This window comes from Pseudomonas sp. GM18 (assembly GCF_000282195.1).
Taxonomy (GTDB): Bacteria; Pseudomonadota; Gammaproteobacteria; order Pseudomonadales; family Pseudomonadaceae; genus Aquipseudomonas.
The window spans coordinates 24,832-46,765 of record NZ_AKJT01000027.1; the positions used below are offsets into that span (position 1 = coordinate 24,832).

Below are 21,934 nucleotides of genomic sequence, written 5' to 3' on the forward strand. Positions count from 1 at the left end.
GATCAGCTCCATGCCGCTTTGGTTTTACGGCTGGAGTAGAGCGCCAGCAACACTGCAAAGGAGAACACCAGCATCGCCCCGGCCAGCCAATGGGCCTGGGCGTATTCCATGGCTTCGACGTGATCGTAGATCTGCACTGAAACCACGCGGGTTTTGTCGGGAATGTTACCGCCGATCATCAGCACCACACCGAACTCGCCGACGGTGTGGGCGAAACCGAGAATGGCCGCGGTGATGAAACCGGGGCGGGCCAGCGGGACAATCACGCTGAAGAACGTGTCCCAGGGATTGGCGCGCAAGGTGGCGGCCACTTCCAGTGGGCGAGTGCCGATGGCGGAAAATGCATTTTGCAGCGGCTGGACCACGAACGGCATCGAGTACAGCACCGAGCCGATCACCAGCCCCGCAAAACTGAAGGTGAGGGTGCCGAGCCCCAACGATTGGGTGAGGTGGCCGATCCACCCGTTCGGGCCGAGCGCCAACAGCAAATAAAAGCCAATCACCGTGGGTGGCAGCACCAGGGGCAGGGCGACGATCGCCCCGACCGGGCCACGCAACCAGGATTGGGTGCGCGACAGCCATAACGCAATCGGAGTGCCAATAATCAGCAGGATGGCCGTGGTCAGGGACGCCAGTTTCAGGGTCAGCCAGATCGCGGAGTAATCGGCACTCGATAGCGTCATTTAGAGTTGGTAACCATAGGACTTGATGACGGCGGCGGCTTTCGGCCCCTTGAGGTAGTCAACCAATGCCTTGGCGGCCGGGTTGTCCTTGCCCTTGTTGAGGATCACCGCGTCTTGTTTGATCGGATCATGCAGGTTGGCCGGAACGATCCAGGCCGAACCGCTGGTCACTTTGCCGTCTTTGTAGATCTGCGACAAGGCCACAAAGCCGAGTTCGGCGTTGCCAGTGGACACGAATTGGTAAGCCTGGGTTATGTTCTGGCCTTCAACGATCTTGTCTTTGACCTTGTCGGTCAGGCCCTGTTTGGCCAGCACCTGAGTGGCAGCCAGGCCATACGGGGCGGCTTTTGGGTTGGCGATGGAAAGATGCTGATACTGGTTGTCGCTCAGAACCTTGCCCTTGGCGTCGACATAACCTTCCTTGGCCGACCACAGTGCCAGGGTGCCGATGGCGTAGGTGAAGCGCGAACCCTTGACGGTGTCGCCTTCGGTCTCGAGTTTTAGTGGAGTGGTGTCATCCGCCGAGAGGAACACTTCGAACGGCGCGCCGTTCTTGATCTGGGTATAGAACTGGCCGGTTGCACCAAAGGAGGTGACCAGTTTGTGCCCGGTGTCTTTCTCGAAATCGGCAGCGATGGCCTGGATCGGCGCGGTGAAGTTGGCGGCAACGGCGACCTGGACTTCGTCCGCGTGGGCGGACCCGAAAGCGAACACGCTGAACAGGCACACAGGGGCAAAACGTGAGGCACGAATGATCATGAAACGGCTCCGTGGTAGGCGAGTGAAACGCTATATATCAGAATATATAGCGAAATGCCTGTAAACGGAACTTGCTGGATGCGCTCGTTGGAATTCACGCGCGCCCCGTAGCAGCTGGCGCAGCCTGCGTTCGGCTGCGAAGCAGTCGTAAATTCAGCTTCCACGATTGATCTGGAAGACCAAGGTGTCTGGTTTCACGACTGCTTCGCAGCCGAACGCAGGCTGCGCCAGCTGCTACGGGCCCCCGTCCTACCGGCGGATCAATTTGGCCAATCCATCCTCAGCCAAACGCCGGGTCAGTTCTGCCGTGCTCAGTTCAACGCCCAATGTGAACGCCTGCCCGGCCCAAAGGCTGCTGAAATCCGCTTCCCCTTTAGCCCGCAATGGCATCAGCGCACCGCCCGCCAAGGGGAAGGCCGGTGCTTTGGCGCTCATCGGCCCCAGCTCACGCATCACCCGATTGAGAATCCCGCGCGCCGGGCGTCCGGTGAAAATGTTGGTGACCGCTGTCTCGCTTTCCTTGGCCGTGCGCAACGCCTTGTGGTGAGACGCGCTGACCTTGGCCTCCGGCGTGAACAAATAAGCCGTACCCACCTGAACCGCTGATGCGCCGAGCATGAAAGCCGCCGCGACGCCACGCGCATCGCCAATCCCGCCCGCCGCAATGACCGGCACTTTCACCGCATCAACGACCTGTGGCACCAGCGCGAAAGTACCCACCTGGCTGCTCAAGTCATCGCTGAGGAACATGCCCCGGTGGCCGCCAGCCTCGTAACCCATCGCAATGATCGCATCGCAGCCATGCTGCTCCAGCCAGATAGCTTCTTCGACCGTAGTCGCCGAGGAGAGAATTTTCGCTCCGGTGGCTTTTACCCGATCCAGCAGCGACTTTTCCGGCAGGCCGAAGTGAAAACTCACCACTGCGGGACGAAACTCTTCGATCACTTCGCAGGCTGCGTTATCGAACGGCGCGCGATTGGACACCGGCGTCGGTGCGTCGAAATCGACGCCCAATTCCCGGTAGTACGGTTCCAGCAGATTCTTCCAGTCCAGGGCGCGTTGCTCATCGGGCGGCGGAGGTTGATGGCAGAAGAAGTTGACGTTGAACGGGCGCTGGGTGTGTTGGCGAATCGTCTTCAGTTCTTCGCGCAACTGCTCGATGCTCAGCATCGCGGCAGGCATCGAACCCAGGCCGCCAGCGTTACTCGTCGCAATCACCATGGCCGAAGTCGTCGCGCCGGCCAAAGGGCCCTGGATGATCGGCAGTTCGATCCCGAGCAGGTCAAGGATGCGGGTGTCTGGCCATTGGCTCATGTGCAGTGTTCTCCGACGTCGAAACAGGGCAGGGACGGTAGAAGCGAGTTTGTATCAGCAATGGTTGGCGCAAGGCCAGTCGAGATTCGGGGATTGGCTTAAAGTCGGGTACGGTGATGGGATTCCCTGTGCTATTTCAACAGCACGACAACTGAGCGATTCCACCAGGAGGCAGTGATGTTCAAAGGCATTTTGATCGACAAAGACGACAGCGGTTACCGGGCCACACTGCAAGAGATCGCTGACGATCAATTGCCCGAGGGCGATGTGACGGTGCGTGTGGCGTACAGCACATTGAATTTCAAGGATGGCCTGGCGATCACCGGCAGCAGCCCGGTGGTGCGCAAATTCCCGATGGTGCCAGGGATCGATCTGGCGGGCACTGTCGAAGTCAGCAGTCATCCGGACTACAAGGTCGGTGATCAAGTCCTGCTCAATGGCTGGGGCGTCGGCGAAGGACACTGGGGCGGTCTGGCGCAGAAAGCTCGCCTGAATGGCGACTGGCTGATCCCGCTGCCCAAGGCATTCACCGCCGCGCAAGCGATGGCCATTGGCACGGCCGGCTACACGGCGATGCTGAGCATCCTGGCGCTGGAGCACAGCGGCGTGAGTCCCGAGCAGGGCGAGGTGCTGGTGACGGGCGCCAACGGCGGCGTAGGCAGTTTCGCCATCGCGCTGCTGAGCAAGCTCGGCTACCGCGTGGTGGCATCCACTGGCCGCACCTCCGAACACGACTACCTCAAGCACTTGGGCGCCAGTGAAATCATTGATCGCGCCACGTTGTCGGAGCCGGGCAAACCGTTGGCCAAGGAGCGTTGGGCGGCGGTGATCGACTCGGTCGGCAGTCACACACTGGCCAACGCTTGCGCGAGCACCAAGGCCAACGGCACCGTCGCCGCCTGCGGCCTGGCCCAGGGCATGGACTTCCCGGCGTCCGTCGCACCGTTCATATTGCGCGGTGTGACCCTGGCCGGCATCAACAGCGTGACCCAACCCAAAGCCAGGCGGATACTGGCCTGGAATCGCCTGGCCAAGGACCTGGATTTCGCTTTGCTGCCGCTGATCAGCCACGAAATCGGCTTGAGCGAAGCCATCGACGCCGCGCCGCGCTTGCTTGCCGGGCAGTTGCGTGGTCGGGTGGTGGTCGACGTCAATCGTTGAGCGTCTCGGCGCCCATCAAACAGACAAACTGAAGCGACAAGGAAATATCGAGCAATGGATGTAAAACTGCGTGAAGTGCAGCCCTTCAGCGTCTCGGGTTTGCAGGTGCGAACCCTCAATGCCGCAGAGCAGCAGCCGGATACCGCGCGTATCGGCCCTATGTGGGAACGGTTTTTCGTCGAGGATATTTTCGACAAAATCGCCCACAAACAACCGGATTCCTTTATGTACGGCGTCTACTCCAACTACGAGTCCGACGCTTCGGGCCACTTCGATGTGACCGCGGGAGTGGCGGTCACCGCAACCTCCGAGGGTTTTGCGCAGATTCAGGTTGAGGGCGGCGATTACCTGGTGTTCAGCGCCAAAGGGGCGATGCCCGATAGCGTTATTCAGGCCTGGGGCTTTATCTGGGCCTATTTCGAGGACAACCCGCAGGTTCGCCGCAAGTTCGCCACGGACTTCGAGGTCTACACCGGGCCGGAGTCCGTGGCGGTCTATATCGGCATTCAGAACCCGGACGCGTTTTCACGCTCCAGCAACTGACGCTTGCGTTCCACGCCCCAGCGATAACCCGACAGGTTGCCGTCGCTGCGCACCACGCGATGGCAAGGGATTGCCACCGCCAGGTTGTTCGCGCCACAGGCCTGGGCCACGGCGCGCATGGCCTTCGGTGCACCGATGCGCTGAGCGATATCGGCATAACTAGCGGTGCTGCCGGCGGGAATCTCCCGCAGGGCTTGCCACACCCGCTCTTGAAACGCCGTGCCGCGTACATCCAGCGGCAAGTCCAGGCCGAGGGCCGGGGCTTCGATAAAGCCGACGACCTTGGCGATCAACTGCTCGAACTCATGATCGGCGCCAATCAGATTGGCGCGGCGAAATTTGTCCTGCAGGTCGCAGACCAGTTGATGCGGATCGTCCCCCAGTAGAATCGCGCAGACACCGCGTTCACTTTGTGCCACCAGAATCGCTCCCAGAGAGCACTGGCCGACAGCAAAACGAATGTCGTTGTTCTGCCCGGCCGCGCGGTAGTCGCCGGGTGTCATGCCAAGCAATTGATCCGCCGCCTCATAGAAACGACTATTGGAATTGAATCCGGCGTCATACAGCGCGTCGGTAACCGTGCCGCCGTCGGTCAGGCGCTCGCGAACCTTGCGTGAGCGATGGGCGGTGGCGTAGCCCTTGGGCGTCAGGCCGGTGATGGCCTTGAACACGCGATGGAAGTGGAAACTGCTCAAACCGGCTGCGTCTGCCAGTTCATTCAACGCCGGCAACGTTTCGGCGGATTCGATTTGACGGCACGCGGCGGCCACGGTCGCGGCATGTTGGGCGGCGACGTCGCTGTGATCTTTCGCGGCCCGTTTGCTGGGGCGATAACCCGCTGCCTGAGCTTGCTCGGCCGTGTCGAAGAATTCGACGTTCTGCGGTTTTGGCAGGCGTGCCAGGCTGCTGGGGCGGCAGTAGATACCGGTGGTTTTCACGGCATACACAAACTGCCCGTCGGCACGGGGATCGCGCGCGACCACGGCGGCCCAGCGAGGATCGTTTTCGGTGGCGATTGTTGGCGATTGAGTTGTCATGGCTTCATGTCCGTTGACCCGTTTCATGCAGATTAACCAGCCGGCACCGACGCCACACTCCGGGTCTTGCGGTCGAATTCGACCGTTTCATCCCGCGGTACGAAAGGTGAAGTTGATTCGCTGTTCGCCCAGCCGCGGATGCTGGCCGTCCTTGATCGGCAAGACGCCGTGGTAACGCAAACGGTCCACGCCGCCCCAAACCACGATATCACCGTGAAACAGCGGCACCCGCCGGGTTTTCGCGCTGCGTTCGAAACCGCCGAACAGGAACGTCGCCGGCAATCCCAAAGACACCGACACGATGGGGGCTGTGTAGGCGTTTTCGTTTTTGTCCTGATGCAACGACATCCTGGCCCCGGGAACATAGCGGTTGATCAGACAGGAATCCGGTACGAACGCCATAAACCCTGCTTCGCGCGCGGCCGCCTGGGCCAGTTCGAAAAACACCTCGGGCATTTCAGGCCAGGGTGCACCGGTCTGCGGATCGTTGCGGGTGTATTGGTAGCCGCTGCGGTCGGTGGTCCAGCCCCAGATGCCGCAACTGCTCAGGGCCACCGACATGGTAAAGCCGCCGGGCGTGACCATCTGCCGAAACGGCGCCGCTGTCAGAATCGCCTCCAGCGCTGGCAGCAGCCGGTCGAGCCAGGGCAGGGCGAAGCCTCTGAGAACGCAGGATTGTTCGCCGATCTGCTCGCGCCTGGGTTGCTGCTCGGGTTCGGCGTCGGCAAACAGATCGAAGGTGATCGGGCTCATGGGCTCATAACGCATCGTGAAAGATGATTCCAAGGGTATGCCGTTTTCCACTGTGCAGGCGACTCACCCCATGACGCAGGGTCACTCGGTAATAGCCGCGAACACCTTTTACCGGGCGCTGATTCACGGCAAAAATCAACGCGTCGCCTTTCTTCAGGTCGATGACCTGCGGGCGCGACTGCATCCGTGGACGTTGTTCGGTCAGCACAAACTCGCCACCGGTGAAGTCCTCTCCCGGTTCTGACAGCAGAATCGCCACTTGCAGCGGGAACACGTGTTCGCCGTACAGATCCTGATGCAAGCAGTTGTAGTCCTGCGGGCCGTATTGCAGCAATAAAGGTGTCGGGCGTTCCTGACCGGCGGCATGGCAGCGTTGCAGAAACGCTTTATGGGATTCGGGGAAGCGGGTCGGCAGGTCCATGCATTCGTACCAGCGATTGGCGATGGGAACCAGCCGAGGGTAGAGCGCGCTGCGCAACCGGGTCACCGGATCCGGCAGCGGGTATCTGAAGTATTTGTACTCGCCACGGCCAAAACCCTGGCGCGCCATCACCACTTTCGAGCGAAAGGGCTCGGGGCGGTCGTACAGGGCGCTTATTTCATCGCAGGTCTTATGGCTTAAAAGCGATGTGATGATCGCGCAGCCATCCTGGTCGAGTTGCTGCGTAAGCCTGCCCCAGTCGAGGGCATCGTGGTGAATCGGATCGGTAAACAAGGGTTCTGACTCCTTGACCAAAAGGTCGAGGCGGCCAGTTTAGTGAGCGTTGCGAGAGCGGGCACTCCGGCGCTTGCGGTCGAATTCACGAGGGGAGCAGACGTCCATGTTGTCGCTCCAGATCGCGTTACAGCGCTTTGCTGACGCTGATCTCGCTGATGACGTCATCAGTCTGGCCATGAATGGCTTCCAGCGCGGCCTTGGCTTCTTCTGCGGTGCCATTTTCAAGCTGGGCGAATTCGAACCGACGCTCGCCGTTGAGTTTGTATTTGATGACGTATTTGGTCGTCTGGGCCACGGTCATACCTGCCTGTTCTGGTGTGGGTTCAGCTCAGCTTCGAGCTGGAGCGGCGGATGATCTTGATCGAGTGCGTCAGGGTCGGCTTGCGGGTCACGCTGATCGGCCGGCGGTTGACCGTGTCGATGGTGATGTTCCAGAAACCGGTGCTCGGCGCGGTGATTCGGGCCGGGAAGGTGTCGAATGCGCCGCCGTGATAAGTGTGACGGCCGCCGTTCTTGAAGCTGCGGAAGTTGGCGTCGTTCATCAAACGGATGTTGCACATTTGGGAGCACTGAATGACGACGATGTCGTCTTCGTTGAGGTGCTCGCGCTGGTGGATAAATTTCATGAGGCGCCTCCAGAAGGGCTTTTTCTACAAAATCAAAACGATAGCATGGGCGATTGGCGCAGTTTATCAGCCCGAACAGGTTATTATCTGGCTGTCGGGGTCCGCTTTGACAATTAAAAACAGTTATTTGGAAATCTATGAGCGATAAAAGCAGGGAGCCTAGGAGAAAAACAGCATTTGGGCTGTCGGAGGGTCTTTATCGGAGGTTTCCTATGAAATGGGGTGTTCTGGTCGTGCCGTTTGCATTGGCAGTGGGTGGATGTGCGACGGTCTCGGACATCACTGCGTCGCTGCCTACCATGAACGTGATTTCAGGCAAGAAGCCCCATGAGTACGCCCAGTGCCTGGTCGAGAAGTTGGCCAATAGCCGTGGGGCCCTGCAAGTCGAGCCGCAAAAGGATGGCATGCGGGTTATTGTGCCGCAGAAGTTCTCCTCGGGGCCGGCAGCGGTGTTTGACATTGAAGAGCGCTCCGGTGGCAGCAGCATCAAACTGCATGAGCGCATCTCCAATGTGCCGTTGCGCCCATGGGATGTGCGCAATGCAGCGACCGCGTGCATTTCCGGCTGATAAACTACCCCCGGTCAGCATCGATGCCGTCAAAGTCGCACTTTGACGGCATTGTCATTTCTGGAGTCGAGCATGAAACGAGAGCAGGTGCGGGAGCGCCATGCAGAGGGTCATATCTCTGCCACCCATGTGATTCAGAACCCGGCGAATCCGGGGGAGTGGATCGTATTTTTCAAGAAAAGCGCCGGGCGCAGTTTTTTCCTGGTGGATGACAACGATGAAGTCGAGTCCTTCAGCCGCCTCGACGATTTGATCGAGACCGTACGCGGGCTCGGAATCAAGTTCGCCGAAATCCATATGTAGGGCATTGGACACCCTACTTGCAGACCACCACCACGCTACGGCTTTTGTAGTTGCCGACGTCGACACCCAGGGTTTTGTCGCTTTCCTTGGTCGAAGGTGTGCCGTCGGTACCGACAATCCGATAGCCGGTGCCGGCGCAAGAGGCATCGGCTTTTTCGTAGCAACTGGCCCAGGCGTTGGCCTCTCCTGAGCAGTCGATGGTCAGGCCTTGCTCGCCATTTTTCAGGTAAGTCGTTTCGGACGTGGCGCAGCCGCTCAGGGCCAGTACCGCAATCAGTGGCAAAAATTTTTTCATGTCGTGGTCATCGTCAATGATGGGGGCTAAACGCTATGACAGCGGCTGCAACAAAAGGTTATAGCGATTGGCCACTTCGTTGCAGGCATTCACAAAAAAGCCCTGTGCAAAGACAGGGCTGCGGTTACGCCAGGTTCAGCTCAAGGCTTGTCCTTGCCGCGCCGCTTGGGGGCTGCGGGTTGATCTTGCAACACCGATGCCACTTCAATCGCCAACGCTTCTGTAGGGAACGGTCCGGCAATATTCTCGCCGCCGACGCTGTCTATCCACCACTGGCCGTCTTTCGCCTGATTGATCAGGTACCCGTTGACGCTTTTTGCTGCCGACATCTATCTGCCTCGTTGGCTGGTTCAGGTGCGCAATAATAGCGCCAAATGCCCTCAACGGGTGCCGATGGGTGTAGGGTGGGGCAGATTATTGCTCGGCTGATGGTCACGCAGATCGTCGATCTCTGCTATCTATAAGAGGTTGTGCAGCTTATCTGCGGAACTATCCATCAGAATATTTCTCTATGATGGCGTCGGTTAGCCAGTGCGGGGCATTGTAAGGTGCACGCCGCCTGATTAGACTGCGCCGAAACTCGTACACACAGCCCTTTCAAGGACTTATATGATCAAGAAATGCTTGTTCCCAGCAGCCGGTTACGGTACTCGCTTCCTGCCAGCGACTAAAGCCATGCCCAAAGAAATGCTGCCGGTGGTAAACAAGCCACTGATCCAGTACGGCGTCGAAGAAGCACTGGATGCCGGGTTGACCGAAATCTCCATCGTCACCGGTCGCGGCAAGCGCGCGCTGGAAGACCACTTCGACATCAGCTACGAGCTGGAAAACCAGATCAAGGGCACTGACAAGGAGAAATACCTGGTCGGCATCCGTAAGCTGCTCGACGAGTGCTCGTTCTCCTACACTCGCCAGACCGAAATGAAAGGCCTGGGCCACGCGATCCTGACTGGTCGTCCGCTGATCGGCGACGAACCTTTCGCCGTGGTGCTGGCGGACGACTTGTGCGTCAACCTCGAAGGCGACGGCGTACTGACCCAGATGGTCAAGCTGTACAAGCAGTTCCGCTGCTCGATCGTGGCCATCCAGGAAGTCGATCCTCAAGAAACCAACAAGTACGGCGTGATTGCCGGCGAGATGATTCGCGACGATATCTATCGCGTTCACAGCATGGTCGAGAAGCCAAAACCTGAAGATGCACCGTCGAACCTGGCGATCATCGGCCGTTATATCCTGACCCCGGACATCTTCGACCTGATCGAACAGACCGAGCCAGGCAAGGGCGGCGAAATCCAGATCACCGACGCCCTGATGAAGCAAGCGCAAAACGGCTGCGTCATGGCCTACAAGTTCAAAGGCACGCGTTTCGACTGCGGTGGCGCCGAAGGCTACATCGACGCGACCAACTTCTGCTTCGAAAACTTCTACAAGACTGGCAAGGCTTACTGATAGCGCCTGACCTGCTTGTATTGAAAAGCCACCTTCGGGTGGCTTTTTCATTTTTCGGCCCCAAATAGTTTGCAACGCTTGCCCAAAGGGCGCCCGCAGGTATGCTGGTGACCTGCCGAGGAGATAGTAATGGCCTACGATTTTGACCTCTATGTAATTGGTGCCGGTTCCGGCGGTGTGCGGGCTGCGCGGTTCGCGGCCGGTTTTGGTGCGAAAGTCGCCGTGGCCGAAAGCCGCTACCTGGGCGGTACGTGCGTGAACGTCGGCTGTGTGCCGAAAAAACTGCTGGTCTACGGCGCGCACTTCGCCGAAGACTTCGAGCAGTCGCAAGGTTTCGGCTGGACCCCGGGCGAAGCGACGTTCGACTGGGCGGCGCTGATCGCCAACAAGGATCGCGAGATCAATCGACTGAACGGCATTTATCGCAATTTGCTGGTCAACAGTGGCGTGACCTTGCATGAAGGCCACGCGAAGATCGTCGACCCGCATCAGGTCGAGATCAATGGCGAGCGTTACACCGCCAAAAACATCCTGATTGCGACCGGTGGCTGGCCGCAGATTCCGGAGATCCCGGGGCACGAGCATGCGATCAGTTCCAACCAGGCATTCTTCCTTAAAGAGCTGCCCAAGCGCGTTCTGGTGGTTGGTGGTGGTTACATTGCGGTGGAGTTCGCCGGGATTTTCCACGGGCTGGGTGCTGAGACCACGCTGCTGTATCGCGGTGATCTGTTCCTGCGCGGCTTCGACGGTGCGGTGCGCAAACATTTGCAGGAAGAGCTGACCAAGCGCGGCATGAACCTGCAATTCAATGCCGACATCGAACGTATCGACAAACAGGCCGATGGCAGCCTGAAGGCGACGCTCAAGGATGGTCGCGAGCTGGTGGCGGACTGCGTGTTCTACGCCACCGGTCGGCGTCCGATGGTCGACAACCTGGGGCTGGAAAACACCGGCGTCAAACTCGACAAGAAAGGTTTTGTCGAGGTCGATGAGCAGTATCAAACTGCTGAACCGTCGATCCTGGCTCTTGGCGATGTGATTGGTCGGGTACAACTCACGCCGGTTGCGCTGGCCGAAGGCATGGCCGTGGCGCGGCGTTTGTTCAAGTCTGAGCAGTATCGCCCGGTGGATTACAAGATGATCCCGACCGCCGTGTTCAGCTTGCCGAACATCGGCACTGTCGGCCTGACTGAAGAGGAGGCGCGAGAAGCCGGGCACGATGTGGTGATCTTCGAAAGCCGTTTCCGGCCGATGAAGCTGACCCTGACCGAATGCCAGGAGCGCACCTTGATGAAACTGGTGGTAGACGCCAAGACCGACAAGGTTCTGGGCTGCCACATGGTCGGCCCGGACGCCGGCGAGATCGTGCAAGGGTTGGCGATTGCCCTGAAAGCGGGCGCGACCAAGCGCGACTTCGACGAAACCATCGGCGTGCATCCGACAGCCGCCGAAGAGTTTGTCACCATGCGCACGCCGGTCGCGGGTTAATCGATCTTCTGTGGTGCTGATGTGTCTGGCCCTGTTGCAACGACAGCGGCCAGGCGCACGCTTTCATCCAGGCTTGCCTGCAACTTGATCAGTTCAACTTCCAGCGCTTTGTTGATGTGCGACTGCTCGTCGATGTTCTGCTTGAGCGACTGGCTTTCCAGCAAGGCAATGCGCAAGCGTTCCTGGAGGAGGGTGCGTTCGCTGTCGATGCGGTTGACCTGTTCCAGCAGCTGATCCTGTCGGCTGTTGGTGTGCTTGAGTTGCTCCTGCAACAGGCTCAGTTCCCGCAGCGTGCCGCGGTTTTCGGTCAGCAGGCGCTCGTTGTCGCGATGCAGCTGGGTGATTTCATCCTGGCGTACCAGTGCGCTTTGCTGGGCCTGGCGCAATTCCATCTGAATCTGCTGCACCTGACCTTCGTGGCGTCGCTGTTCCTGCTCGCGCTGGTCTTTGACGGCGTTGCGGTAGTGCTCCAGTGCTTCGCGGGCGTGCAGGTGTTTTTCTTCCAGTGAGCGGATCTGCTCGTCCTTGTCCTGCAAGCGCAATTCGAAATCGGCCAGTGCCTGATTCAGCCCGGCGTTGCGGGTTTGCTCGGTTTGCAGCATCGAGCGGGTGTCGTGCAGTTCCGCCGATTCCTGGGTCAGCGCCAGGCTTTGAATTTCGTATTGCTGCTGCAATTCGGTATTGGCCTCGCGGGCCTCGTGCAGCTGGGTTTCCAGCTCTTTTCGTTGTTGCTCGAACTGCGCGCGTGCCTGGTCGATGGGTTCTTGCGCCTGTTCTTTCAGGCGTTGCGCGAGCCGCGCCACCAACGCTGCCAGCTCATCATCGATCGGTTCGGAAGGTGCTGGCGCGGGTTCGGCGCCGTCGTCGAGCTCTTTCAGATAGCGATGGATCGTGGTTTTCGAGCCGGTATTGCCCATTTCGATCCGCACTGCGTCGATGCTCGGGTGTTCGCCCCGGGCGAGGATCGCCGAGCGTGCCGCTTGCACCAGTGCCTTGTTTACGCCGCCACGTGCCATGTGTTCTCCTACGATTTGATACTGTGGTACGTACTATTGATATGCGCAATGTACCACGGCGCCAATAAAGTTAAAATCCTCTGATGTATCATGCGGGATATACTGGTATTACCCCGTGTGATGAGCTGTAGACCGGGTTTTCAATCGCCAACGCGGTACGTTTTCGAGCACTGAGCCCATGACCGATCTGGATCGCTATCTGCAAGCCGCGACCCGCGACAACACCCGTCGCAGCTATCGTGCGGCCATCGAGCACTTCGAAGTCAGCTGGGGCGGGTTCTTGCCGGCGACCGGCGATAGCGTGGCGCGATACTTGGTTGCATATGCGGGAGTGCTGTCGATCAATACCTTGAAGTTGCGCCTGTCCGCGTTGGCGCAGTGGCACAACAGCCAGGGTTTCGCCGATCCCACCAAGGCACCCGTGGTACGCAAAGTGTTCAAGGGCATTCGCGCGTTGCACCCGGCCCAGGAAAAACAGGCCGAGCCGTTGCAGTTGCAACATCTGGAGCAAGTGGTTGCCTGGCTGGAGCAGGAAGCGCAAACCGCCAGGGCGCAGGGCGATCGAGCTGGATTGCTGAGAGCCAGGCGCGACACCGCGTTGATCCTGCTGGGCTTCTGGCGTGGTTTTCGTAGCGATGAGCTGTGCCGCCTGCAGATTGAGCATGTACAAGCCAGCGCCGGCTCAGGCATCACCCTCTACTTGCCACGCAGCAAGAGCGATCGAGAGAACCTAGGCCAGACCTACCAGACGCCGGCCTTGCAGCGCCTGTGTCCGGTGCAGGCCTACATCGAATGGATGACCGAAGCCGCGTTGGTCCGTGGCCCCGTGTTTCGTGGCATCGATCGCTGGGGCCATTTGAGCGAGGAGGGCTTGCACGCCAATAGCGTGATCCCGTTGCTGCGCCAGGCACTGGAGCGCGCCGGCATTGCGGCCGAGCACTACACCAGTCACTCCCTGCGTCGTGGCTTCGCCACCTGGGCCCATCAGAGCGGTTGGGATTTGAAGTCGTTGATGAATTACGTGGGCTGGAAGGATGTGAAGTCAGCCATGCGCTATGTTGAAGCCAGCCCGTTTCTCGGGATGACCCGAATCGCTGAAAAGCCGTTGGCGCTGTAGATCACGTTTTCTTCTATTAATACGCTCGGCTAATAGCGAAAACAAATCAGCAGCATCAGGTTTGCCAATGAGCCAACCGGCGATCGGGTGGGTAGGATTCACCACATCAACTTCATAACCCCTGACGGAGAGTCACCGATGCCTATCATCAACAGCCAAGTTAAACCGTTCAAAGCTAACGCCTTCAAAAATGGCGACTTCGTACACGTGTCGGACGCTGACCTGAAAGGCAAGTGGTCTGTCGTTTTCTTCTACCCAGCTGACTTCACCTTTGTTTGCCCGACCGAACTGGAAGACCTGGCTGACAACTACGCCGAGTTCCAAAAACTGGGCGTCGAGATCTACAGCGTTTCCACTGATACCCACTTTGCCCACGCTGCCTGGCACAACACTTCGCCAGCCATCGGCAAAATCCAGTACACCATGATCGGCGACCCGACTCATGTCATCTCCCGCAACTTCGACGTGCTGATCGAAGAAGCTGGCCTGGCAGACCGTGGCACTTTCGTGATCAACCCTGAAGGCCAGATCAAAATCGTTGAACTCAACGATGGCGGTGTAGGCCGTGACGCTTCCGAGCTGCTGCGCAAAATCAAGGCCGCTCAATACGTCGCTGCTCACCCGGGCGAAGTGTGCCCAGCCAAGTGGAAAGAAGGCGAGGCCACTCTGGCTCCGTCCCTGGACCTGGTCGGCAAGATCTAAGTCTGTGACGCGCTTCATCAGGGCGGAACTCCGCACCTCCTAAGTAAGCTGCACCGCCCAATAAAAACGCCCGGGCGAGATTCGCTCGGGCGTTTTTTTATGTCTGATAGCTCTCTAAATCAAAAAGCATGAAAGGAAATCGCCCGTATGTTGGACGCCAATCTTAAAGCCCAGTTGAAATCGTACCTGGAACGGGTCACCCAGCCGATCGAGATCGTCGCCTCCCTCGACGACGGTGCGAAATCCCAGGAAATGCTCGCATTACTCAAAGACGTTGCCAGTCTTTCCACCCAGATTACTTTGCTCGACAACGGTAACGATGCGCGTAAACCATCGTTCTCGATCAACCGCCCGGGAGCCGATATCAGCCTGCGTTTCGCCGGCATCCCGATGGGCCACGAATTCACCTCGCTGGTGCTGGCCTTGCTGCAAGTCGGCGGCCACCCATCGAAAGCCAGTGCCGAAGTCATCGAACAGATCCGCTCGCTAAAAGGCGAGTTCAACTTCGAGACTTACTTCTCGCTGTCCTGTCAGAACTGCCCGGATGTGGTTCAGGCGCTGAACCTGATGGCCGTGCTTAACCCGAACATCCGCCATGTCGCCATCGACGGCGCGCTGTTTCAGGCCGAAGTTGACGAACGCCAGATCATGGCCGTGCCAAGCGTTTACCTGAACGGCGTGAACTTCGGCCAGGGCCGCATGGGCCTGGAAGAAATCCTCGCCAAGATCGACACCAGCGGCATTGAGCGTCAGGCCGAGAAGATCAGCGCCAAGCAAGCCTTTGACGTACTGGTTGTCGGCGGTGGCCCGGCCGGTGCCTCAGCGGCAATTTACGCCGCTCGTAAAGGCATTCGCACCGGCGTGGCAGCTGAACGTTTTGGTGGCCAGGTGCTCGACACCATGGCCATCGAGAACTTCATCTCCGTACAGGAAACCGAAGGGCCGAAACTGGCCGTGGCGCTGGAAGAACACGTCAAACAGTACGACGTGGACATCATGAACCTGCAACGCGCCGACAAACTGGTGCCGGGTAAAAACGGCGAGCTGCACGAAATCCATTTCGCCAGCGGCGCGTCCTTGAAAGCCAGGACCGTGATCCTCGCCACCGGCGCGCGCTGGCGTGAAATGAACGTTCCGGGTGAGCAGCAATACCGCAACAAGGGCGTGGCGTACTGCCCGCACTGTGACGGTCCGCTGTTCAAGGGCAAGCGTGTGGCGGTGATCGGTGGTGGCAACTCCGGCGTCGAAGCGGCCATCGACCTGGCCGGGATCGTGTCCCACGTAACGCTGCTGGAGTTCGACGTACAACTGCGCGCCGATGCGGTGTTGCAGCGCAAGTTGCACAGCCTGTCGAACGTCACCGTGATCACCAGTGCGCAAACCACTGAAGTGACCGGCGACGGCCAGAAGGTCAACGGCCTGCGCTACAAGGATCGTCAGTCGGACGAGTTGCGCGCTGTCGAGCTGGAAGGGATCTTCGTGCAGATCGGTCTGTTGCCTAATACCGATTGGCTTAAAGGCACTATCGAGCTGTCGCCGCGCGGCGAGATCATTGTCGATGCCCGTGGTGAGACGTCGATCCCCGGCGTGTTCGCGGCAGGCGACGTGACCACCGTGCCGTACAAGCAGATCGTGATTGCGGTGGGCGAGGGCGCCAAGGCTTCCCTGAGCGCATTCGATCACTTGATCCGTACCTCGGCGCCGGCATAAACGCCGACCCTGAAAACACAAAACCCCATGAACGATCATGGGGTTTTTTTGTTGATCGTTCCCACGCTCTGCGTGGGAATGCAGCCCGGGACGCTCCGCGTTCCAAAAGCGTGACGCAGAGCGTCACAGGAGGCGTTACCACGCAGAGCGTGGGAACGATCAAGGCTGCGATCTTTTTACAACGGCGCCGGCTGAATGATTTCGACCCAGTAACCATCCGGGTCCTTGATGAAGGCCAGGCTCTTCATGCGTCCGTCATTCAGGCGTTTCTGGAAGTCGCAGCCCAGCGCTTCAAAACGTTCACACGCGGCGCGGATGTCCGGCACCGAGATGCAGATATGGCCGAAGCCACGCGGGTCGGTGTTGCCGTTGTGGTAGGCGAAATCCGCGTCGTTCTCGGTGCCGTGGTTGTGGGTCAGTTCGAGAATGCCGGGGATCGACTTCATCCACTCGGTGCGGGCAGCGGCATCGGCCGGGATCTGGTTTTTATCGACCAGCGCCAGGAAATACAGGCTGAACTCGGCTTCCGGGAAATCGCGTTTTTCCACCAGCGAGAAACCCAGGACGCGGGTGTAGAAGTCCAGCGACCGGGTGATGTCCTTGACCCGCAGCATGGTGTGGTTGAAGACGAACTTCTGGGTGGCGGTGTCAGGTTGGGCGGTCACACCAGGAAATGTATTGAGTTCGTGCAGGCTCATGGGCCCTCCGGAAATTCCAAGAATGGTCACAATGATACGCAAGGGCCCTGGCATCGCCAAACCAAAACCGCAGGCTTGCCTGACGGGCGGGTGAAGCTCAGACTTTGCGCCTCAATCCGTGAGTGTTCATTGCAATGATCCGACCCTGTCAATTGATGTTCGTCCTGATGTGTCTGCTTTCAGGTGTTACCCGTGCTCATGCAGAGGCACCTGTCGTGACCTGGCCCAATGGATGGACTGTCGAGACCATCCCGCAAGACGATGCCAGGCCACAGGTTTCCCGGCAACGCGCGGTAAAAAATGACCAGGACGGTACACCGGTGATGGTGATGGAGTTGACCATGACTCAAGTGGAAAGCGGTCATCAGGTGAATCTGGAAGGTGTGTTACTGGAAATGCGCAAGTCCGTGCAGAAGGACTTTTTTCAAGGTGGCTATCAGAGCGTCTGCAACAAAATTCATCCGGCTGCCTTGAGCCGGTTATCGGCGCTGGAAACTACCTGCACCATTACCCAGAACGGTCGACATGTGTTGTCTCAAACATTGGTCGCCGCAGTGGACGGCGATAAAGCCTATGTTCTTTCCTACGCGGGGCAGGCTGAGGTTTATAAGGCAAGTCAGGGCGACATAGAGGCGGCTCGAAACAGCTTGAAACTTTAGTTTAAGGTTTCTGTGCCCACGTTTTTGAGCATGGCCCGCATTTTTAGATAGCCAAACGGATTAAGCACAAAGTTAGTCAGTCTATAGCGAGTTGATCGGCGACTATCGTCGCATTTAGACGGTATCCATGAAAAAGCCCTGCATTGGCAGGGCTTTTTTATTACCGTGAGCGCTTAGGCACGCAGCCAGGAGTCAACGGTGGCTGCACCGTATTGTTCCTTCCAGGCTTTCAGGCCACGGTGGTTGCCGCCCTTGGTTTCAATCAGCTCACCGGTGTGTGGGTTCTGATAAACCTTGACCACGCGAGCGCGGCGGGTTTTAGGCGCTGTTGCCTGCTGCAGGCCGGATTTCGCCGGGTGCGGGTCGAGGATGGCGATGATGTCGCGCAGGCTCTTGCCGTAGGTTTTCATCAGCCCCTGGAGCTTTTCTTCGAATTCGATTTCTTTCTTGAGCCCGGCATCGTTCTTCAGCGATTCCAACTGCTTGAGCTGTTCTTGAAGGGCCTTTTCAGCTGCACGGAATTCAGCGAGTCTGGACAATATCTTTACTCCAATAGTGTGTTTGGCTGATACCAACCGCAAGCAAAGCTATAAGCCAAGAGCCTTGAAGCGACTCGGTGATAATGACACGCCTGCCGATTTTGCACAGGTATGAAAAATTGTAGTAGTTAATTGGTCAAGAGTAAATCCTGACTTTTTCTTCATGTAACAAGAGTAGTCTTTTGATTCAATTTGGTGCGCATCATCATGAGCCCGGCGCTTAACGTGGTTAGTTAATGATCACTTAATGCATTAATGAATTCTGCTCCGGGCATCGGCCGGCCGAACAGATAACCTTGTAAAAAGTTCACGCCATGGGCGGTCAGATAGTCACTTTGCTCCTCGGTTTCCACCCCTTCGGCGACGATGCCCAGATCGAGTTTGACCGAGAGTTCGATAATGCTGTCCAGAATGTGCCGGGAGAGGGCGTCGACACCAATCATGGCGACAAAGCTCTGGTCGATTTTCAGGAAGTCCACATTGAACTGGCGTAAGTAGCCGAGGCTTGAATGGCCGGTGCCGAAGTCGTCGATGGCGATCATCACACCCAGCGCGCGAAGCTGTTGGAACAACTGCAACGTGATGGCTGTCGGTTCGATGAGTTCGCGCTCGGTCAACTCCAGCACCAGGTGGACACTGCCCGGTGCGAAAGCGCCGAGGAATTCACGGCAGTCCTCGACCAGCGCCAGGTCCCGGCAATGACTGGCGGTGATGTTGATGCCAATGTGAAACGGCCCGTCAAAAGAGGATGAAAGGGGCGCGAGCAGTTCAGCGGTCTGATGCATCAACAAGCGGGTCATCGGCACGATCAGCCCGGAATGTTCGGCAAACGGGATGAACAGATCCGGGCGTACCAAACCTTCTTTGGGGTGTTTCCAGCGCATCAAGACTTCGGCGCCGGACCACTGTTTGCTGTTGCCGTGCACCACCGGCTGAAAATACGGAACGAACTCTGCGGCCTCCAGCGCGCGCTGCATTTCACGGCTGGGCGATGCTGCGCGCTGCTGCAGGACATGCCCGATCGAGCCTGAGACCACACCGAAGAACATCAGCAGGCTGAACAGCGGCGGGTACTCGCTGCGCATGTAACGCCAGGTTTCACCTTCGGGGAAACCGGCGGCCACCGTAAAGGCATAACGCGAGGACGTCAGCGTACTTTGTGCCACCGGCAAGGCGGGAAGGGCAATGTCGTGGACTTTGCCGTCGGCGGACAGCCAATGAGGGCCGACTTGCAGCAGCAATAATGCTTTACGGCCGATCAGGCGCAACACGTTGCTCAAGTGATAACCGTCCAGTGTGGTCAATGCCCCTTGTTTTCCTTCACTGAGTCGATACACCAACAATGCGGTATTGGGCGTGACGGGATTGCCATTCATGAGCCACAACTTACCTTGGGTGTAGTCGCCGGGATTGACCGCTTCCTGATAGTCACCGAACAACGAACTGCAATAGAGGTTGTTGTTCGACACAAGGTTGGTCGAGCGCACAAAGGGCCGGCGGGTGACTTGTTCGCGCAGGGCGAGTTTGACGTCGTTGCAGTTTTGGCCGGCCAGCGGCAGTAGTTCTTGCGCAGCTTGGGCGGTGTTGTCGAGCATCAGTTCGAATTGGCGGATGGCTTCTTCGGCAGTCAGTTCAGTGCTTTGCCTGAGCGCACGTTCAGCCTGCAGATAGAGAATGACCAGCCCCAGCAAAACCGGGAGCAATCCGCTCAGAACAGTGACAATGATCCGGGTACCACGTTTACGGCGGCTTTTGACGTTCAGTGGCATTCGCGAAGCTTCCCCGGAAGAGTTCAGCCATGATAGTTGGCCATTGGCGCTTATGCCCCTCAACGAGCATTCAGGCTCGAAGCCAGTTTGATAAAGGCCAGCGTCGCAGGAGACGACTGACGCTGATCGAGCACCGCCAGACCGACCTGGCGGCTGATGGGTGGAGACAGCGGTTTTTTCACGTAGCGGCTGTCGTTGTCGTCGGGCAGTGAGCCTTCGGCGACCACGGTCAGGGCGTCGCCACGAGCTACCGTGTCCAGCGTGCTGAGCAGCTGCGAGCAGCGATACCGAATGTTCGGCTTCAATCGCGCCGCATTGAACAAGCGCGACACCAGCTCCGAAGACCCGGCTTCGGTCAGCACAAAAGGGTCGTGGCACAAGTCGCTCAAACTCACGCTGTCGCGACCGGCCAGTGCATGATCGGCAGGCAGCAGCGCGACCATCTGATCTTCGATCAGTGCAATCGTGTCAAAACGTTCCTGGGGCAACACCACGAAACCAATATCGATACGCCGCTCTTCCAGCCATTGGATCACTTGGCGGTCCGGACCTTCGTCGATGTGAACCTCAATGCCCGGGTGTGCGGTGCGGTAGTGCTGCAAGATCCTCGGCAGCAGCTTGATCGATGAGGTCGGGCCGAACGAGCCGATACGCAGAGTGCCGCGTTTCATGCCGCGGGCATCGGCCGCTTCCTGGCGCAAGGTATTGGCCAACCCGAGCATCGCCCGAGCGCGCAGTAATAGCTGCTGACCGATGTCACTCAACTCGACCTGGGACTGATGCCGGCGCAGCAGTTCGACACCCAACTCCTGCTCCAGCGACTTGAGTGCGTGGGAGACCGCGGATTGGGAAATCTCCAAACGATGGGCGGCCGCCGTGAAGCCGCGCAGTTCGGCCACCAGCGAGAAAATCTCGAGTTGAGTGAGGGTCATGAGCTTTTACTCATTTTACGATGATCGATCATTAGTCGAATGATACGCCACATGCCCGATTTCTGGCGGTGGAGACTTATGACTACGTGTGAACAGACCCTTGCGAACCCTTCGGATGTGCCGGTTTATCTGAAACTGGCGGCGGTCACCATGATCTGGGGCGGGACGTTCGTTGCCGGGCGGTTTCTGGCCGACAGCCTCAGTCCGTTATTCGCTGCGAGTCTGCGGTTCCTGCTGGCGAGCGTGGCGTTGCTGGTGTTCCTGCTGCTGGCACGGGTGCCCTTGGTGCGGCCCAGCCCCAGGCAATGGTTGCAATTGGCGCTGTTGGGATTCTTCGGGATTTTCTTCTACAACCTGTGCTTCTTTTACGGGCTGCATTACATCAACGCGTCTCGGGCATCATTGATTGTTGCGTTGAACCCGGCCGTGATCGGCCTGGCTTCGTGGCTGCTGTTCAAGGAGCGGCTGAGTCGGGCGAAAGTGGCCGGTATCGCGATCTGCATTGCCGGCGCCAGCCTGGTGATTGTCAGTCGCAATCCGCAGTTACTGGCCGGCAATGCCGATGCCTGGATTGGCGACTTGTTGATCTTCGGCTGCGTGCTCGGCTGGGGCATTTACTCGCTATTTTCCAAAGGCCTGAATCAAACACTGGGGCCGGTGCAGACGGTGACGTACTCGATTTTGCTCGGCACGCTGATGCTCTGGGTGACCAGTGCCGTGCGGGGCGAGTTGAGTGTCGCGGTGCTCACCGGACTTGGCACGCAACAATGGTTGAGCCTGATGTACCTGGGCGTGTTGGGTTCGGCATTGGCCTACATTGGTTATTACGATGGCATCCGCAAAATCGGCGCGACGCGCTCGGGCGTGTTTATCGCCTTAAACCCGCTGACTGCTGTTCTTCTCGGCGCGTTGTTGCTGGGTGAGCAGCTGACACTGGCGATGTGCCTGGGCGGCGGGCTGATCCTGGCGGGGATTTTCCTGTGCAACAAACCGCTTGCGCAGGCCACGAAAAAGGGGATTGTATAAGAAGGCGGACAAACTGATTTACGCTGTGTAGAATCCGGTTACGCATATAAGAATAATCGTCTTCTGGC

26 protein-coding genes are annotated in these 21,934 nt (G+C 58.4%); 11 read left to right on the forward strand and 15 right to left on the reverse strand.

Annotated elements, in window-relative coordinates:
• Positions 1 to 2: 2 nt before the first annotated feature.
• From modB to PMI21_RS21275, 3 genes are all read right to left on the reverse strand, one after another.
• Positions 3 to 683 carry a molybdate ABC transporter permease subunit gene (gene modB, locus PMI21_RS21285; RefSeq protein WP_007935624.1) on the reverse strand — a complete coding sequence of 227 codons (681 nt, stop codon included), beginning with the start codon at positions 681 to 683 and terminating at the stop codon, positions 3 to 5.
• Positions 684 to 1,442, reverse strand: coding sequence for a molybdate ABC transporter substrate-binding protein (gene modA, locus PMI21_RS21280; protein WP_007935625.1), 759 nt, complete (start codon positions 1,440 to 1,442; stop codon positions 684 to 686).
• 249 nt (positions 1,443 to 1,691) lie between these two features.
• Positions 1,692 to 2,756, reverse strand: coding sequence for an NAD(P)H-dependent flavin oxidoreductase (locus PMI21_RS21275; protein WP_007935627.1), 1,065 nt, complete (start codon positions 2,754 to 2,756; stop codon positions 1,692 to 1,694).
• A gap of 177 nt (positions 2,757 to 2,933) precedes the next feature.
• Here PMI21_RS21275 and acuI point away from each other — a divergent pair, with 177 nt between their 5' ends.
• Together acuI and PMI21_RS21265 are read left to right on the forward strand one after the other, a co-directional pair.
• The gene (gene acuI, locus PMI21_RS21270) at positions 2,934 to 3,917 is read left to right on the forward strand and encodes an acrylyl-CoA reductase (NADPH) (protein WP_007935628.1); all 984 of its coding nucleotides are present in this window, start codon (positions 2,934 to 2,936) and stop codon (positions 3,915 to 3,917) included.
• Between the two features lie 54 nt (positions 3,918 to 3,971).
• Entirely contained in the window at positions 3,972 to 4,460 is a 489-nt protein-coding gene (locus PMI21_RS21265; RefSeq protein WP_007935629.1) for a GyrI-like domain-containing protein, read from the forward strand.
• On the opposite strand, the gene ada is transcribed toward PMI21_RS21265, so the two are convergent.
• The 5 genes from ada to PMI21_RS21245 form a co-directional block, all read right to left on the reverse strand.
• Entirely contained in the window at positions 4,424 to 5,497 is a 1,074-nt protein-coding gene (gene ada, locus PMI21_RS21260; RefSeq protein ID WP_007935630.1) for a bifunctional DNA-binding transcriptional regulator/O6-methylguanine-DNA methyltransferase Ada, read from the reverse strand. The genes PMI21_RS21265 and ada overlap by 37 nt on opposite strands.
• Positions 5,498 to 5,584: 87 nt before the next feature.
• Entirely contained in the window at positions 5,585 to 6,265 is a 681-nt protein-coding gene (alkB, locus tag PMI21_RS21255; protein ID WP_007935633.1) for a DNA oxidative demethylase AlkB, read from the reverse strand.
• Positions 6,255 to 6,965, reverse strand: coding sequence for a 2OG-Fe(II) oxygenase (locus PMI21_RS21250; RefSeq protein ID WP_007935635.1), 711 nt, complete (start codon positions 6,963 to 6,965; stop codon positions 6,255 to 6,257). The genes alkB and PMI21_RS21250 overlap by 11 nt, the downstream gene beginning before the upstream one ends.
• 127 nt (positions 6,966 to 7,092) lie before the next feature.
• Complete coding sequence (locus tag PMI21_RS29680) at positions 7,093 to 7,263, reverse strand: hypothetical protein (RefSeq protein ID WP_086776256.1); 171 nt, start codon at positions 7,261 to 7,263, stop codon at positions 7,093 to 7,095.
• A gap of 28 nt (positions 7,264 to 7,291) precedes the next feature.
• A complete protein-coding gene (locus PMI21_RS21245) occupies positions 7,292 to 7,594 on the reverse strand; it encodes a DUF1883 domain-containing protein (RefSeq protein WP_007900033.1) in 303 nt (100 codons plus the stop codon).
• 212 nt (positions 7,595 to 7,806) lie between these two features.
• Here PMI21_RS21245 and PMI21_RS21240 point away from each other — a divergent pair, with 212 nt between their 5' ends.
• Together PMI21_RS21240 and PMI21_RS21235 are read left to right on the forward strand one after the other, a co-directional pair.
• The gene (locus PMI21_RS21240) at positions 7,807 to 8,163 is read left to right on the forward strand and encodes a hypothetical protein (protein ID WP_007935639.1); all 357 of its coding nucleotides are present in this window, start codon (positions 7,807 to 7,809) and stop codon (positions 8,161 to 8,163) included.
• Positions 8,164 to 8,235: 72 nt separating this feature from the next.
• On the forward strand, positions 8,236 to 8,466 hold the full coding sequence (locus PMI21_RS21235) for a hypothetical protein (protein WP_007935641.1): 231 nt from the start codon (positions 8,236 to 8,238) through the stop codon (positions 8,464 to 8,466).
• 13 nt (positions 8,467 to 8,479) lie between these two features.
• Here the strand turns inward: PMI21_RS21235 and PMI21_RS21230 are convergent, their stop codons facing one another.
• Positions 8,480 to 8,761 (reverse strand): hypothetical protein, encoded by a 282-nt coding sequence (locus PMI21_RS21230; RefSeq protein ID WP_007935644.1) that lies wholly within the window; start codon positions 8,759 to 8,761, stop codon positions 8,480 to 8,482.
• Between the two features lie 140 nt (positions 8,762 to 8,901).
• Positions 8,902 to 9,090 (reverse strand): hypothetical protein, encoded by a 189-nt coding sequence (locus PMI21_RS21225; RefSeq protein ID WP_007935646.1) that lies wholly within the window; start codon positions 9,088 to 9,090, stop codon positions 8,902 to 8,904.
• A 280-nt stretch (positions 9,091 to 9,370) separates the two neighbouring features.
• On the opposite strand from PMI21_RS21225, the gene galU reads away from it, so the two are divergent.
• Both galU and gorA read left to right on the forward strand, forming a co-directional pair.
• Positions 9,371 to 10,210 (forward strand): UTP--glucose-1-phosphate uridylyltransferase GalU, encoded by an 840-nt coding sequence (gene galU / locus PMI21_RS21220; protein ID WP_007935647.1) that lies wholly within the window; start codon positions 9,371 to 9,373, stop codon positions 10,208 to 10,210.
• Between the two features lie 129 nt (positions 10,211 to 10,339).
• On the forward strand, positions 10,340 to 11,698 hold the full coding sequence (gorA, locus tag PMI21_RS21215; protein ID WP_007935649.1) for a glutathione-disulfide reductase: 1,359 nt from the start codon (positions 10,340 to 10,342) through the stop codon (positions 11,696 to 11,698).
• Here gorA and PMI21_RS21210 read toward each other — a convergent pair.
• On the reverse strand, positions 11,695 to 12,714 hold the full coding sequence (locus PMI21_RS21210; protein WP_007935651.1) for a DNA-binding protein: 1,020 nt from the start codon (positions 12,712 to 12,714) through the stop codon (positions 11,695 to 11,697). The genes gorA and PMI21_RS21210 overlap by 4 nt on opposite strands.
• A gap of 178 nt (positions 12,715 to 12,892) precedes the next feature.
• On the opposite strand from PMI21_RS21210, the gene PMI21_RS21205 reads away from it, so the two are divergent.
• From PMI21_RS21205 to ahpF, 3 genes are all read left to right on the forward strand, one after another.
• Positions 12,893 to 13,831 carry a site-specific integrase gene (locus tag PMI21_RS21205; protein WP_007935653.1) on the forward strand — a complete coding sequence of 313 codons (939 nt, stop codon included), beginning with the start codon at positions 12,893 to 12,895 and terminating at the stop codon, positions 13,829 to 13,831.
• 138 nt (positions 13,832 to 13,969) lie between these two features.
• Complete coding sequence (ahpC, locus tag PMI21_RS21200) at positions 13,970 to 14,533, forward strand: alkyl hydroperoxide reductase subunit C (RefSeq protein WP_007935654.1); 564 nt, start codon at positions 13,970 to 13,972, stop codon at positions 14,531 to 14,533.
• Between the two features lie 147 nt (positions 14,534 to 14,680).
• On the forward strand, positions 14,681 to 16,243 hold the full coding sequence (gene ahpF, locus PMI21_RS21195) for an alkyl hydroperoxide reductase subunit F (RefSeq protein ID WP_007935656.1): 1,563 nt from the start codon (positions 14,681 to 14,683) through the stop codon (positions 16,241 to 16,243).
• Positions 16,244 to 16,419: 176 nt separating this feature from the next.
• Here ahpF and gloA read toward each other — a convergent pair whose 3' ends face one another.
• On the reverse strand, positions 16,420 to 16,941 hold the full coding sequence (gene gloA, locus PMI21_RS21190; RefSeq protein WP_007935657.1) for a lactoylglutathione lyase: 522 nt from the start codon (positions 16,939 to 16,941) through the stop codon (positions 16,420 to 16,422).
• A 134-nt stretch (positions 16,942 to 17,075) separates the two neighbouring features.
• On the opposite strand from gloA, the gene PMI21_RS21185 reads away from it, so the two are divergent.
• Positions 17,076 to 17,600 (forward strand): DUF4946 domain-containing protein, encoded by a 525-nt coding sequence (locus PMI21_RS21185; RefSeq protein WP_033063866.1) that lies wholly within the window; start codon positions 17,076 to 17,078, stop codon positions 17,598 to 17,600.
• A 173-nt stretch (positions 17,601 to 17,773) separates the two neighbouring features.
• On the opposite strand, the gene PMI21_RS21180 is transcribed toward PMI21_RS21185, so the two are convergent.
• From PMI21_RS21180 to PMI21_RS21170, 3 genes are all read right to left on the reverse strand, one after another.
• Positions 17,774 to 18,139, reverse strand: coding sequence for a histone-like nucleoid-structuring protein, MvaT/MvaU family (locus PMI21_RS21180; protein WP_007935661.1), 366 nt, complete (start codon positions 18,137 to 18,139; stop codon positions 17,774 to 17,776).
• Positions 18,140 to 18,372: 233 nt separating this feature from the next.
• Positions 18,373 to 19,908, reverse strand: coding sequence for an EAL domain-containing protein (locus PMI21_RS21175; protein WP_007935663.1), 1,536 nt, complete (start codon positions 19,906 to 19,908; stop codon positions 18,373 to 18,375).
• 59 nt (positions 19,909 to 19,967) lie between these two features.
• Positions 19,968 to 20,840 (reverse strand): LysR family transcriptional regulator, encoded by an 873-nt coding sequence (locus PMI21_RS21170; protein WP_007935665.1) that lies wholly within the window; start codon positions 20,838 to 20,840, stop codon positions 19,968 to 19,970.
• A 78-nt stretch (positions 20,841 to 20,918) separates the two neighbouring features.
• Here PMI21_RS21170 and PMI21_RS21165 point away from each other — a divergent pair, with 78 nt between their 5' ends.
• Positions 20,919 to 21,866, forward strand: coding sequence for a DMT family transporter (locus PMI21_RS21165; protein ID WP_007935666.1), 948 nt, complete (start codon positions 20,919 to 20,921; stop codon positions 21,864 to 21,866).
• Positions 21,867 to 21,934: the final 68 nt, after the last annotated feature.